Here is a 13,030-nt window from a genome sequence, read left to right on the forward strand (position 1 = left end):
AACAATGATAAAATATATAAGTGCCTTTGTATTGTTATTTTTCAGTTTTTGCTCAAACGCTCAGACTGTAAAAAAGAATGTTATCGTCGATCAGAATTTATTAAAGTATCTTCTTTCTGCGAATGAAGAAAACAGTATTGCCGTAGATTCTACCTATCAGTCTTTAAAGCTTGATGCCAACAAAGACGGAATTATTTCAGCAGCCGAAGCAGAAAAAATTACTCAGCTGAACATTGAAAAAACACCAGTTGTAACCTTAAAAGGAATTGAAATCTTTAAGAATCTTAAAACGCTGATGATAAAAGCGGAAACACTGAAAGATTTAAATGGTGTTGAAAATCTAAAGAATCTGGTTTATCTCGATTGTGGATTTAATAAATCTCTAGGGCAACTTTCATTTAAAAATATGCCTAAATTGGAGTTTATTGATTGCGGCTGGTCTTCTCTTAAAAAACTTGAGCTTGTAGGACTTCCCAATCTTAAAAGACTGCATTGCGGAACCAATGATCTCATATCACTTGATCTGTCTCAGACTCCTTCACTTACTGATTTGGTTTGCGAGAGCAACAGACTTACAGAAATCTCCATTAACCATTTAAAAAAATTGAAGTTTTTACGCTGTGATAATAATTACATCCGAAATCTGGAAATCAGTAATCTGAAAGATTTGGAAAGAGTAGACTGCTCTTACAACGAAATTTCAAAGCTTAATTTTGAAAATTTCACTCAACTTTCTGAATTGAATTGCTCATACAACAGAATTAAATTTCTCAATATCAAAACCAATGGAAAGCCTTTTACCAATTTGAAAATAGAAGGCAATCGATACATCAATACATTTTGCTATAATGATTTTGATAAAGAATTGATCACGACAAATAACATTGAAAAAATTAATCTGAATACCTGTAAATAAAATTAAATCTTAGTTTTATTTCAATAAATTCAACAACTTTTGTTATTGATTCCCGAAATGCTTATTTTCGCAAAAGTTTTTATGAAAAAATTAGTCTTCATATCCGTTCTCAGCTTATTCAGCTGCAAAAGAAATAATCCGGTGCATCCGCCGGTTGGTGGCGTTTTGAGCCAAAGTGATCTTGATGTGTCCAAAAATCGCATGAAAAATCTCAATACAATTGAAAGACAGCAGATTCAGGATTGGATCAAAGGTCAGAATGAAAAATTCTTTCCGACACAGTTGAATTATTGGGCAACTGTTGATGGTTTAGACAAAAGAGAAAGAAGACCGGATGATTCTCCGATTTCGTATTCGTATGATCTTTACGATTTTGATCAGACTAAAATTTACGACAAATCTATAAGTAGAAATGATGCAAGATTCGGACATTTTGATGAGCTTAAAGCCGTAGAAAATGCACTCCGATATATGCAGAATGGGGAAGAGGTAACACTTCTTGTTCCGTCTTCTTTAGCTTACGGTACCTATGGTGACGAAAATAAAATTGATAACGATATTCCTTTAATTATAAAATTAAAAGCACTCTAAAATGAAATTCTTAAACAAAAATATAATCTTAGCAGCGGCAAGCATTTCGCTTTTAAGCTGTACCCCAATTTATAAGAAAATGAACGTAGACAAAGAAACTTTCGAAGGGCTTAAAGACGGACTTTATGCTAATATTCAGACTACAAAAGGTAACCTGATTGTAAAGTTTGAAGACAAAAAATCACCGGTAACTGTGGCTAACTTTGTTGGTCTTGCAGAAGGTAAGATCGATAATAAATCTAAAGCGAAAGGAGTTCCTTTTTACGACGGAACCATCTTTCACAGAGTAATTAAAGATTTCATGATTCAGGGTGGTGATCCAAAAGGAACCGGAGCAGGAGATCCTGGATACAAATTTGAAGACGAGAAAAACGACCTTAAACATACAGGAAAAGGTATTCTTTCTATGGCGAATTCAGGACCAAATACAAACGGTTCTCAGTTCTTTATTACGGAAGTTGCTACACCTTGGTTAGACGGAAGACACACTATTTTCGGATCTGTAGTAAGCGGAACTGAAACTATTGATGCAATTGCTGCTGTAGAAAAAGGAGCTCAAGATAAACCTAAAACTGATATCGTACTTGAAAAAGTAAGCATTTTCAGCAAAGGTGATGAGTACAAAAACTACGATGCTGCAAAAACTTTCAACGAAGGAAAAGGTAAAATTGCTGAAAACAATAAAGCTTTTATTGCTAAAGAAGAAGCTGACAGAAAAAAGAAAGAAGAAGAATTTAAAGCAAACCAGCTGAAAATGGTTGATGATGCAAAAGCAGGAATGCAGGTTACTGAATCTGGTCTTTACTATAAAATCACTAAAAAAACTGAAGGAAAAGCTCCAAAAGCAGGTGACAATATTCAGGTACACTACGCTGGTAAACTGGTAGACGGAACCGAGTTTGACTCTTCATTCAAAAGAGGAGAGCCTTTGGAATTCCCTGTAGGAACAGGAAGAGTAATCAAAGGTTGGGACGAAGGAATCTTATTATTAAAAGAAGGTGAAACTGCTACTTTATTGATTCCACCGGCAATGGCTTACGGAGAAAGAGGTGCAGGAGGAGTAATTCCGCCAAACGCTTGGTTAATTTTCGATGTTGAATTGGTAAAAGTACCTTAATCAGCATTCATAAAATATTTGAAACCGTCTTGTAAAAGGCGGTTTTTTTATTACTTTTAAATCCTTAAACCTCAATATTTTTTTTAAATAAATTAAAATGAAGACAAGATTCATCACAACACTATTCATATTTATTTCTTTATTCTCTTTTGCTCAGACAAAGACCAATACAGACGATCAGGCAATTAGAAAATCATTGGTTTATTTTGTCAATACGATTAAATATAAAAAGCTGGATCAAACGGTCGACAGTATTTATCCCAAATTTTTCACGATTGTAAAAAAGGATCAGTTCACTCAAATGCTGAATATGACCTACAATAATCCGTTCGTAAAGATTGATGTTTTGGATATGAAATTTATTTCAGTCGGAAAACCGGAATTGATTGAAGGAGAAAATTTCTCAATCTCAAGTTATTACTTAAAACTGAAAGCAGATGTAAGCTCGATGAGTGAGGAAATGAAAAAATCTATCTCAGAAATGCTAACCAAAAAATATGGTAAAGGAACTGTAGAATATTTGGCTAAAGAAGGAGCTTATGTAATCAACGCTCCCATGAAAATGGTTGCCGTTTCAAAAGACAAGAAAAACTGGAAAGTCGTTTTTGCAGATAAGGAATATAAAAAGCCATTGACCAAAGTTCTTCCAAAAAAGATTTTGGATAAATTATAATCGAAAAGCCGATTCTTGAGAGTCGGCTTAATTATTTCTATTAATACTAATCGTACAACACATTACTTATTACCAATTACTCATTCTCATATTTTCAACAACAACTATCACAAAAATCTCTCTCTAATTCCGTATATTTGGGGAAAATTTTTACAAAATGATCGAGTGGAAAACCGTAAAGGAATACGAAGATATTACTTATAAAAAATGCAACGGAGTGGCAAGAATTGCCTTCAACAGACCTGAAATCCGTAATGCATTCAGACCAAAAACAACTTCAGAATTGTACGACGCTTTTTATGATGCTTCAGAAGATCCGTCAATTGGTGTGGTTTTGCTTTCAGGAGAAGGACCAAGTGCAAAAGATGGAGGTTGGGCTTTTTGTAGCGGAGGTGATCAAAAAGCAAGAGGTCATCAAGGCTATGTAGGTGAAGACGGAAGACATCGTTTAAATATTTTGGAAGTTCAGCGTTTAATTCGTTTTATGCCAAAAGCGGTGATTGCGGTTGTTCCGGGTTGGGCAGTTGGTGGCGGTCACTCACTTCATGTAGTTTGTGATTTAACTTTAGCAAGTAAAGAACACGCTATTTTCAAACAAACTGATGCTGATGTAACGAGCTTTGACGGTGGTTACGGTTCAGCTTATTTGGCTAAAATGGTAGGACAGAAAAAAGCGCGTGAGATTTTCTTTTTAGGAAGGAATTATTCTGCTCAGGAAGCTTTCGATATGGGAATGGTGAATGCTGTAATTCCACACGATGAGCTTGAAGATACTGCTTACGAATGGGCTCAGGAAATTTTAGCAAAATCTCCGACTTCTATTAGAATGCTGAAATTCGCAATGAATTTAACAGACGATGGAATGGTTGGTCAACAAGTTTTTGCAGGTGAAGCAACTCGTTTGGCATACATGACCGAAGAAGCAAAAGAAGGTAGAAATGCTTTCCTTGAAAAAAGAAAGCCGGATTTTGGGAAAGATCAATGGATATCATAAATAGTAATATTTTGTAGCATTGAAAAAAGGATTTGAATTTCTAAAACAGATAGAGAAAAACAACGATCGTGTGTGGTTTTCTGAGCATAAAACAGAATATGATTCGATTGTAAAAGAAAATAAGATTTTTTTTAATCAGATTTATTCCGAGCTTCAAGAATATGACAGCTTAGGCAAAATTCATATTTTCAGAATTTATAAAGATGTACGTTTTTCTAAAGACAAGACACCTTATAAAATCAATTTTGGCGCAGGATTTTCTCGTAAGAAACCAATGCTTAGAGGTGGTTATTATATTCATTTAGAACCAAATAATAGTTTTGTTGGAGGTGGTTTTTGGAGTCCAAATTCTGAAGATTTGCTTAGAATTCGAAAGGAGTTTGAGAGGAATGATACCGAAATCAGAAAAATTACGTCAGATAAAGATTTTGTAAAATACTTTGGTGAATTACAAGGTGAAGAAGGTGCGAAAATTGCTCCGAAAGGTTTTGATAAAAATCATCCCGCTATTAACTTAATCAAGAAAAAACAATATGTTGTGATGAGAAAATTTTCTGATAAAGAGGTTTTTTCTGACAATTTTCAAAAAGAAGTCATTGCCACTTTTCTAGCAATGCGTCCTTTTTTTGATTACATGAGCGAGGTTCTTACAACAGATTTAAATGGTGCATCTTTAATTTAAATAAAGATGCACTTTTATAAAAACTGAGCTTCAATATTTAAATTAAATGGAACAAAACTTTCAAAACCCTCAGATTTTCGATCTCGAAATTCCTGATTTTAGTGATTTAAAACTGACAGCGGTCTCGCCAAAATACCTCAAGATTATTTTATTGAATCTTGCTTTGTTTTCTATTTTTTTAATTGGCATTGTTGGTATCGCTTTTTATTTCTTTTATTTTAATTTAAGTGAAATTCAGTTTTGGGCAATTATTATCGGAATTTTTGTGATGATTGCTTTTCTTTTTCTAAATACATTAATTGGATTTAAATTCAGAAAATATGCAATTCGTGAGCACGATTTAGTATATCAACACGGCTGGTTGAAACGAACTTTAATGATTGTTCCTTTCAATAGAATTCAGCACATCAAAGTAGAGCAGGGTTGGTTTTCTAAAATTTTGAATTTAAAATCAGTTTCTGTTTTTACGGCTGGAGTAAGTGGTGGAGATATCACTATCAATGGTTTACCGGAAGAAGTTGCAGAAGGAATCAACAATCATATCCGTGGAAGTATTTTAAAGGAAAATAAAGAAGATGGAGGAGAAAATGAATAATTCTTTTTTTCAGCCTCAAAGACAATCCAAAACCGGTATTGTTCTTCTTTTCCTATACAATGTCGGAATGGTCATCAAAAGTTTATGGGTTTTCATTATTCTTTTTTTCGTTAAAAAAGATAGAGTAGAGTCATGGATGATTATTCTTGCAATCCTTGCGGGACTCGCCATTTTAATTATTGCTGCGGTTTCACAATATTATAATTTTAAATATTACATCGACGAAGAAAACGAAGAGTTTGTTATCCACGAAGGAATCATCAATAAATCGGTTACTAAAATTAAAAAAGAAAATATTCAGGAAGTTAATATTTCTCAACCTTTTATACATCGGTTTTTTAATATTTATAAACTTGAAATTGACACTCCCGGAAGTTCTGAAAAAGAAGTGAAAATTTCTGCTTTGACGAAACAAAATGCGGTTGATTTAAAAAAATATCTTTTAGCAGCATCAAAACTCGAAAATACTTTAGAAGAAAATATAGAAGCTTCAATAAAACAAGAACTTAACAAAGCCCGTTCTCTTAAAATTTCTACGCTGAGTATTTTAAAATACGGAATTACAGCCAATTATATTCAAAGTTTTTTAGCGTTAGTAAGTTTGCTGATTTACGGTTTTTCTGAAATCAATAATTTGCTGCAAAAAATAGAAATTGACACAAAATTGGATTATGATACCATCGAATCTCAATTTCTTGCTTTTTCGATTCCAGTAATTTTGGGAATTGTTTTAGTTGTAATTATTTTGGGCATCATCATTAATTCGGTTAAAACTTTAATCAAATATTTTAATTTTAAAATAAGCGAAAACAATCAGAGCTTTTCTTTTGAATATGGTTTGTTTACGACCCGAAACTCAATCGTTAATAAGTCAAAAGTTCAGATCATTACAGAAACCCAGAACTGGATTCAGAAAAAAATGAAGATTTCTTTTGTGAAATTTCTTCAAATCGGGAAAAACGAAGAAGAGAAAAATGTTTCTGCTGTCCCTGGAATTTCCAATGATGAAAAAACGAAATTAATTTCTACAATTTGGAAAGAAAATCCTGTTTTCGAAAATTGTTTAAAGCCAAATTTCAGATTAATCATCGTTAATACTTTTCAGTTTATCGTTTTGCCTTTAATTTTATTTTTCATTATTGATAAAAATTTATTAATAAAGTATTGGTTCTTAGCTGTTATTTATATTGTTTTAGTTAAAATATTTATTCTGATTTATTTCAAAAACTTAAAATTATTTTACAACGAAAGATTTATACGATTAAAATCAGGAATTTGGGACATTGATAACCGAACTTTCGAGGTAGAAAAGCTTCAGACTGTGAAAATTTCTCAGTATTTTTGGCAAAGAAAAACAAACTTGGGAAGTATCACTTTTTATACCTCTGCTGGACGATTCAAAATAGTTGCTTTAAACTTTATAAAGCTAAAAAAACTGTTGAATTACTGCATCTATAAAATAGAGATACCAAAAAAAATAAATGATAATTGATTAATGATGATCGAGGATATCATTAATCAATTATCTCTTATCAATTATAATTATGAACGATTGGATAAAAGCCGCAAGGCTTAGAACATTGCCGTTATCATTAAGCGGAATTATAATGGGCTCTTTCATTGCAAAATGGAGACTCAAAGAAGATGGAGGAATTTGGGATTGGAAAATCTTTGCTTTAGCACTTTTGGTGACTTTGCTTTATCAGGTTTTATCAAACTATGCGAATGATTACGGAGATGGCGTAAAAGGAACCGATGCGAAAAGAATCGGAGAAGCTGAAGCAAGAGCTGTCGCATCAGGAAAAATTACCGCAAAACAAATGAAAAATGCAGTGATTTTGTTCTCAATTTTATCTTTTGTAGCAACAATTGCACTTTTATACATTGCTTTTATCCCTGAATTTATGAATGAATTTTATATTTTCATCGGATTGGGAGTAGCAAGTATTTTGGCAGCAATCGGTTATACAGTTGGTAAAAAACCTTACGGATATATGGGATTGGGAGACGTTTTCGTATTTATATTCTTTGGTTTGGTTTCGGTTTGCGGAAGTTATTTTCTGTTTACAAAAACTTTTTCTTGGGATATTCTTTTACCGGGAACAGCGATTGGAATGATGAGTATGGCCGTTTTGAATCTGAACAACATGAGAGATATCGAAAGCGACAGATTATCCGGAAAAAATAGTCTTGCATTGAGAATAGGTTTTAGAAATGCAATGATTTACGAAATGGTTTTATTGCAGCTTCCATTGATTTTGATTCTTATCTTTTTAGGGATTAATAATTTCATCCAAATGCAGAAATATTACGTTTTTATGGTGATGATTCTTTTATTTCCTGTGGCGAAACTGAGAAGAAGTATTATGTCGGTAAAAGAACCAAAACAGCTTGACCCATTTTTGAAACAGGTAGGAATTATGACTTTAATGATGGCTGTTTTAACGGCTATAGGTCTTAATTATTTTAGCTAAATTTTCTGTTATGGAAACTAAAATATTTGTTCAGGCTCAAATGTTAATCAGAAAACCAATCAATGAAGTTTTTTGAAGCATTTATCAATCCGGAAATCACAAGCAACTTTTGGTTTACCAAATCAAGCGGAAAACTCGAAGAAGGTAAAACAATTATTTGGGAATGGGAAATGTACGATGCGAAATCCGAAGTGAAGGTTCATCAGATTATTCCAAATCAACTGATAAAAACTGAGTGGGGAAGCCCTTCAACCAAAGTTGATTATGAATTTAAAGAAATGGAAAAAGGCACTTTAGTCATCATCAAAAGTTACGGATATTCTCAAACTGGAGACGAACTTTCAGTTATCATTAATGATAATACAGGAGGTTTCACAACAGTTTTAGATGGTTGCAAAACCTATCTTGAACACGGTATTAATCTAAGATTAATTGAAGATAAATTTCCATCGAAATAGTTTTCAAAACTTTGCTGAGTGAAACGCCTTTGCGAACTTAAAAACGTCGAATCAATTAAAAAACTTTGCGCTCTTTGCGTTTAAAATAAAAAAATATTTTTTAGCAATATTCAAAAAATAATTTAAAAATGAAAATACAATACTTAGGACAAAACTGTTTCTTGTTCACATATAAAGACAAAACGATTTTATGTGATCCTTTTTACAACTACAAAAAGGCAGAATCAGGTTTTGATATTACAGCTCAGAAAATCGATTATATATTATTGACTCATGCTCATGGAGATCATATTGCTGATGTAGGAGAGGTTTTACAACATTATTCTGAAGCGACAATTATTGGTCAGCCAGAAATCTGTGCTTATTTTAAAAATGCTAAAAATACAGACGATGTAAACTTAGGTGGTTCGGCAAAAATCGATGATTTAAAAATTTCTATGGTTCCGGCTCATCATACAAGTTCTTTTCCTGACGGAACTTATGGTGGAGTTCCTGTAGGATACATTTTCAGACTTCCTGAAGGTAAGAATGTATATTTGGCAGGTGATACCGGAGTAATGGCAGATATGCAGTTGTTTCCGGCTTTGTATGGGAATTTAGATTTATCGATTCTTCCGATTGGCGGTCATTACACGATGTGTGCGAGAAAAGCGGCTTTTGCAGCTTCAGAATTATTGAAAACTCCGAAAGTTATCGGATGTCATTTTGATACTTTTCCTGCAATTGAAATCAATCATGATAATGCAGCGAAACATTTTACTGATAAAAATGTAGAATTGGTTTTACCTAAATTGGGAGAAAGCTTCGAGATATAACAAAAAAATTAAGAGATTAAGTAATTTAAATAAAATCAACTTAATCTCTTAATTTATATAAAAAAAAATGGCAAGCTACCTAAATCACACCGCTCAACCAATTACCTTTGCTGCGTTCCCACCCTGGAGGATTCTCAGGAGCTGGTTGTTTAGGACTTGCCGTTGCAAAGATAGGAACTTATTTTAAACTTAAAAATATTATTACAGAAAAAATCTTCAAAAAAGCCTTTATTAAAGCTAAAACGCTGAAATTTAGACCAATATTTTTTAAGAAATTTTCTAAAAATCAGAATTATGACGAAAAGTCCAGTTACCTTAGGAATTTTACTTTATGCCATTACAATGGTTATATTTTTTGTAGTATATTCTTTCTTTTCAGGAGTTGAATATTTCGATACTACATTGAAAGTCAATGCGTTTGTTTTACCTGTTCTTTATGTTTTATTTGCCTTTTGGTCTGTAAAATCTCACTGGAATAAACATCAAATGAATTTTAAAGAAGCTTTTAAAAGAGCTTTCGTTCCAATGTTTGTTGGCGGAATTTTATCAATTGTAAGCATTTTCACCTTCTTAAATTTCATCGATACCGATGCAAAAAAGCTGTTGAATTATCAATATGTGACAAGACAAAAATCTGAATTGGATAAAGAATATCAATCTGCAAAGCAAATTTTAAAGCATCAAAAAGACATTGACGAGTTGGAGCAGAAATATCAGGAAAGTCTTCAAAGGTTTGATCCTACGACAATAAAAAACAAAGATATGTTGACGCTAAGTCATTTTTCGGGATATTTTGCAGCAATACTTATATTTTACGTAGTTTTGTCTGTCTTTTTTGGGGCGTTTTTCAGAAAGAAAACAAACCATCAGGAAGTCGTTAATCAAGCATAATTTTTTATTAAAATTAAATGAATTTATCTATAGTTATTCCGTTACTGAACGAGGAAGAATCTTTGGAAGAGCTTTTTTCGAGAATTGATAACGTTTGTAAAACCAGCAATTTATCTTATGAGGTTTGGTTTATTGATGACGGAAGTACAGACTTATCGTGGAGCATTATTGAGAATCTGAAAGTGCAGCATCCTCAAATCCACGGAATAAAATTTTCCAAAAATTACGGAAAATCTCAGGCGTTACACGCCGCTTTTGCAAGAACCAACGGTGATGTAATTATTACAATGGATGCCGATCTACAGGATTTTCCGGAAGAAATTCCTGAACTATACAGAATGGTAATTGAAGATAATTATGACATCGTTTCGGGTTGGAAAAAGAAACGTTTTGACAATGTCATGACCAAAAACGTACCTTCAAAACTATTCAACGCAGCAGCAAGAAAAGTTTCGGGAGTTTATCTTCATGATTTCAACTGTGGTCTAAAAGCTTATAAAAAACAAGTGGTAAAATCGATTGATGTGTACGGAGATATGCACCGTTACATTCCGGTTTTAGCTGCAAATGCAGGTTTCAGAAGAATTACAGAAAAAGAAGTTCCACATCAGGCAAGACCTTACGGAACATCAAAATTCGGAACAGAAAGATTCGTTCGTGGATTTTTAGATTTGGTAACCCTTTGGTTTGTAAGCAGATTCGGAGGAAGACCAATGCATTTTTTCGGAGCCGTTGGAACGATTATGTTTATCGTCGGTTTTCTTTCTGCGTTTTGGTTAGGAGTCTCAAAACTGATTGATGTAGCAAGAGGAATTTACGGACATTTAATCACCAATAATCCTTGGTTTTTCATTGCATTAACGATGATGTTGATGGGAACTTTGCTTTTCATTGCAGGATTTTTGGGCGAAATGATTATCAGAACCAACAGAGAACATAAGAATTATAATATTGACGAAGTTATTTAATGAAAAAGAGAAATCTTATCTTGTTTTTTCTTTTAGCATTAGCTTTATCTTCCTGTAAATCAAATAAAATTGTTGGTTCTTGGGAATTTATTGAAGTATATCAAGGTGTAGAAATTCAAAATGTAGATACTTTAAAACTTAAGAAAAATATTTTTAAAAAAGGAAATGGAATTTTAAGTTTTAATAAAAATCAAACTTTTAATTCTTTGGAATCAAAAGGAAATTATAAAAGAGATGGAAAGATTTTAAAAATGAAATATTTAGAACTTAAGGATACTATTTCATTGAAAATCTCTTATTTAGAAAAAGATTATCTCTTGTTATCGTCAATTAAAAATACATCAACAACTTGGTTTTATAAAAAAATAAAGAATTAGCTGAGTGTAAAATGAGCAATAAAACTTGTCTGAACTGTGGTCATTTTCTTTCCGGTGAGTTTTGTGCTCATTGCGGACAGAAAGCAGACACGACAAGAATTACAGTTAATTCGCTCATTAAAAATGATATTCTTGGTTCGATTTGGCACGTAGAAGCTAAATTTTTTAAGGCATTAAAAGATATTTTATTCAGATCCGGCAAAACGGCGATGGATTATATCTCAGGAAAAAGAATCAGATACAACAATTTTATATCGTTGTTACTGATTCTTTTTGGTTTTAATGTATTGAGTTATCATTATTACGAGCAATTTGCTCCGGCTCAGGTTCTTTCGGATGATGTTTCAGATGTAAAAGATTTTTTCTCAAAATACTCCAAGGTAATACTGTTTGTCATCATTCCGATGTTGGCAATTAACGGATATTTGATTTTTAAAAGATTAAAGTTCAACATTGCCGAGCATTTTATCATTGCAACAGTGAGTCTTTTAGGAATTTTAATCTTATTTTTGTTGAGTGATATCGTAAGTCTGATTGGTTTGTGGAAACCGATTTCAAAGATTTTCAATTTTATCGACAAAATCATATTCGGTCTTTCTATTCTCTTTCCGGCAATTACTTTTTGGAATGCTTTTAAAAAATCATACTCAAAACCAGGTTTACTCTGGAGAGTATTGACTTTGTATGTTTTGATGGGAATAGAAAGTTTTGTAATTTTTGCAGCTTTATATCAACTATATTAGTTTGAAAATGAAAAATACAGTGTATACTTTATTATTATTGGCGGTGGTTTCTTGCGGAAAAATTTCTCCCAAAGGAAGCTTAGAAAAGAAAGAAATTGATGTTGAAGAATTTGTCAATCTTGATTTGGATGGAAAATTTCGTGTATTTTACGCAAGAGGACCTAAAAATTTTGTGGAAGTAGAAACTTATCCAAATATTGCCAATAATTTGGATATTGATGTGGATGATAAAACACTTTCAATCAAAGAAAGCAGAGGGGTAAAAGGGATAGATTTCTACAATGTTACCATTTATTCAAAATATAATTTAGAGAAAGTTTCGCTTTCAGATTCTGTGGAAATGAATATTTCAAGTGAAATTAAAACTGATAATTTTAGATTAAATTTAAAAAATTACGCTACTTTTATGGGTTCAATCAACTCAAGAAGGGCAGAAATTGACATGAAAAACAGAAGTCGTGCTAATTTTTTAGGTGAAACTAAAGATGCTGTTATAAAAATCTCAGACACAGCAAGTTTGATTGCTCCTTATTGGAAGATTGTTAATCTTAATGTGGATTCTCAAAACGGAAATTATGCGGAAGTGAATGTAAAAGATTCATTAAAAGGAAATGTAAAAAACACAGCGAAATTTGTTTACTATAATGATCCAATCAGAGCTTTTAAAATTGAGAAAACAACTAAGGTTGAAAACAAAAAATTAAATTAAATTATTTGTCAATCTGAGCGCAACGAA

At 32.3% G+C, this 13,030-nt stretch carries 16 protein-coding genes and 1 other RNA gene; 16 read left to right on the forward strand and 1 reads right to left on the reverse strand.

The window, feature by feature from the left end; translation table 11 throughout:
- Positions 1-4: 4 nt before the first annotated feature.
- The 11 genes from OF897_RS13475 (at position 5) to OF897_RS13525 (ending at position 9,315) form a co-directional block, all read left to right on the forward strand.
- Complete coding sequence (locus tag OF897_RS13475; RefSeq protein WP_267266206.1) at positions 5-916, forward strand: leucine-rich repeat domain-containing protein; 912 nt, start codon at positions 5-7, stop codon at positions 914-916.
- Between the two features lie 81 nt (positions 917-997).
- The gene (locus tag OF897_RS13480) at positions 998-1,507 is read left to right on the forward strand and encodes an FKBP-type peptidyl-prolyl cis-trans isomerase (protein WP_267266207.1); all 510 of its coding nucleotides are present in this window, start codon (positions 998-1,000) and stop codon (positions 1,505-1,507) included.
- 79 nt (positions 1,508-1,586) lie between these two features.
- Complete coding sequence (locus OF897_RS13485; protein ID WP_267266297.1) at positions 1,587-2,624, forward strand: peptidylprolyl isomerase; 1,038 nt, start codon at positions 1,587-1,589, stop codon at positions 2,622-2,624.
- Between the two features lie 97 nt (positions 2,625-2,721).
- Positions 2,722-3,297 (forward strand): hypothetical protein, encoded by a 576-nt coding sequence (locus tag OF897_RS13490; protein WP_267266208.1) that lies wholly within the window; start codon positions 2,722-2,724, stop codon positions 3,295-3,297.
- 157 nt (positions 3,298-3,454) lie between these two features.
- Positions 3,455-4,291, forward strand: coding sequence for a 1,4-dihydroxy-2-naphthoyl-CoA synthase (locus tag OF897_RS13495; protein ID WP_267266209.1), 837 nt, complete (start codon positions 3,455-3,457; stop codon positions 4,289-4,291).
- A gap of 19 nt (positions 4,292-4,310) precedes the next feature.
- Positions 4,311-4,973: a DUF2461 domain-containing protein gene (locus OF897_RS13500; RefSeq protein ID WP_267266210.1), complete on the forward strand. Its 663-nt coding sequence runs from the start codon at positions 4,311-4,313 to the stop codon at positions 4,971-4,973.
- Between the two features lie 46 nt (positions 4,974-5,019).
- Positions 5,020-5,568, forward strand: a complete 549-nt coding sequence (locus OF897_RS13505) for a PH domain-containing protein (protein ID WP_267266211.1) — start codon at positions 5,020-5,022, stop codon at positions 5,566-5,568.
- Positions 5,549-7,060 carry a PH domain-containing protein gene (locus OF897_RS13510; RefSeq protein WP_267266212.1) on the forward strand — a complete coding sequence of 504 codons (1,512 nt, stop codon included), beginning with the start codon at positions 5,549-5,551 and terminating at the stop codon, positions 7,058-7,060. Before OF897_RS13505 ends, OF897_RS13510 begins: the two co-directional genes overlap by 20 nt.
- Before the next feature lie 52 nt (positions 7,061-7,112).
- A complete protein-coding gene (gene menA / locus OF897_RS13515; RefSeq protein WP_267266213.1) occupies positions 7,113-8,042 on the forward strand; it encodes a 1,4-dihydroxy-2-naphthoate octaprenyltransferase in 930 nt (309 codons plus the stop codon).
- A 62-nt stretch (positions 8,043-8,104) separates the two neighbouring features.
- Positions 8,105-8,500, forward strand: a complete 396-nt coding sequence (locus tag OF897_RS13520; RefSeq protein WP_267266214.1) for an SRPBCC domain-containing protein — start codon at positions 8,105-8,107, stop codon at positions 8,498-8,500.
- Positions 8,501-8,628: 128 nt separating this feature from the next.
- Entirely contained in the window at positions 8,629-9,315 is a 687-nt protein-coding gene (locus tag OF897_RS13525) for a metal-dependent hydrolase (RefSeq protein WP_267266215.1), read from the forward strand.
- A 65-nt stretch (positions 9,316-9,380) separates the two neighbouring features.
- Here the strand turns inward: OF897_RS13525 and ffs are convergent.
- Positions 9,381-9,477, reverse strand: an RNA gene (ffs, locus tag OF897_RS13530) — signal recognition particle sRNA small type.
- 132 nt (positions 9,478-9,609) lie between these two features.
- On the opposite strand from ffs, the gene OF897_RS13535 reads away from it, so the two are divergent.
- Genes OF897_RS13535 through OF897_RS13555 form a run of 5 tightly spaced genes read left to right on the forward strand, consistent with a single transcriptional unit; the run spans position 9,610 to position 13,003 of the window.
- Positions 9,610-10,206: a DUF4199 domain-containing protein gene (locus OF897_RS13535; RefSeq protein ID WP_267266216.1), complete on the forward strand. Its 597-nt coding sequence runs from the start codon at positions 9,610-9,612 to the stop codon at positions 10,204-10,206.
- A 17-nt stretch (positions 10,207-10,223) separates the two neighbouring features.
- Positions 10,224-11,174 carry a glycosyltransferase family 2 protein gene (locus OF897_RS13540; protein ID WP_267266217.1) on the forward strand — a complete coding sequence of 317 codons (951 nt, stop codon included), beginning with the start codon at positions 10,224-10,226 and terminating at the stop codon, positions 11,172-11,174.
- Entirely contained in the window at positions 11,174-11,551 is a 378-nt protein-coding gene (locus tag OF897_RS13545; protein ID WP_267266218.1) for a hypothetical protein, read from the forward strand. The genes OF897_RS13540 and OF897_RS13545 overlap by 1 nt, the downstream gene beginning before the upstream one ends.
- 11 nt (positions 11,552-11,562) lie before the next feature.
- On the forward strand, positions 11,563-12,294 hold the full coding sequence (locus OF897_RS13550) for a DUF3667 domain-containing protein (RefSeq protein ID WP_267266219.1): 732 nt from the start codon (positions 11,563-11,565) through the stop codon (positions 12,292-12,294).
- 7 nt (positions 12,295-12,301) lie between these two features.
- The gene (locus OF897_RS13555; RefSeq protein ID WP_267266220.1) at positions 12,302-13,003 is read left to right on the forward strand and encodes a GIN domain-containing protein; all 702 of its coding nucleotides are present in this window, start codon (positions 12,302-12,304) and stop codon (positions 13,001-13,003) included.
- The last annotated feature ends 27 nt before the right edge of the window (positions 13,004-13,030 follow it).

This window comes from Chryseobacterium formosum, assembly GCF_026460885.1.
Taxonomy (GTDB): domain Bacteria; phylum Bacteroidota; class Bacteroidia; order Flavobacteriales; family Weeksellaceae; genus Chryseobacterium; species Chryseobacterium formosus.

Excerpts from the sequence above, each read along its gene's own strand:
- OF897_RS13475 (WP_267266206.1), top strand. The coding sequence starts at position 5 with ATGATAAAATATATAAGTGCCTTTGTATTGTTATTTTTCAGTTTTTGC.
- OF897_RS13480 (WP_267266207.1), top strand. The coding sequence starts at position 998 with ATGAAAAAATTAGTCTTCATATCCGTTCTCAGCTTATTCAGCTGCAAA.
- OF897_RS13485 (WP_267266297.1), top strand. The coding sequence starts at position 1,587 with ATGAACGTAGACAAAGAAACTTTCGAAGGGCTTAAAGACGGACTTTAT.
- OF897_RS13490 (WP_267266208.1), top strand. The coding sequence starts at position 2,722 with ATGAAGACAAGATTCATCACAACACTATTCATATTTATTTCTTTATTC.
- OF897_RS13495 (WP_267266209.1), top strand. The coding sequence starts at position 3,455 with ATGATCGAGTGGAAAACCGTAAAGGAATACGAAGATATTACTTATAAA.
- OF897_RS13505 (WP_267266211.1), top strand. The coding sequence starts at position 5,020 with ATGGAACAAAACTTTCAAAACCCTCAGATTTTCGATCTCGAAATTCCT.
- OF897_RS13510 (WP_267266212.1), top strand. The coding sequence starts at position 5,549 with ATGGAGGAGAAAATGAATAATTCTTTTTTTCAGCCTCAAAGACAATCC.
- menA (WP_267266213.1), top strand. The coding sequence starts at position 7,113 with ATGAACGATTGGATAAAAGCCGCAAGGCTTAGAACATTGCCGTTATCA.
- OF897_RS13520 (WP_267266214.1), top strand. The coding sequence starts at position 8,105 with ATGAAGTTTTTTGAAGCATTTATCAATCCGGAAATCACAAGCAACTTT.
- OF897_RS13525 (WP_267266215.1), top strand. The coding sequence starts at position 8,629 with ATGAAAATACAATACTTAGGACAAAACTGTTTCTTGTTCACATATAAA.
- OF897_RS13535 (WP_267266216.1), top strand. The coding sequence starts at position 9,610 with ATGACGAAAAGTCCAGTTACCTTAGGAATTTTACTTTATGCCATTACA.
- OF897_RS13540 (WP_267266217.1), top strand. The coding sequence starts at position 10,224 with ATGAATTTATCTATAGTTATTCCGTTACTGAACGAGGAAGAATCTTTG.
- OF897_RS13545 (WP_267266218.1), top strand. The coding sequence starts at position 11,174 with ATGAAAAAGAGAAATCTTATCTTGTTTTTTCTTTTAGCATTAGCTTTA.
- OF897_RS13550 (WP_267266219.1), top strand. The coding sequence starts at position 11,563 with ATGAGCAATAAAACTTGTCTGAACTGTGGTCATTTTCTTTCCGGTGAG.
- OF897_RS13555 (WP_267266220.1), top strand. The coding sequence starts at position 12,302 with ATGAAAAATACAGTGTATACTTTATTATTATTGGCGGTGGTTTCTTGC.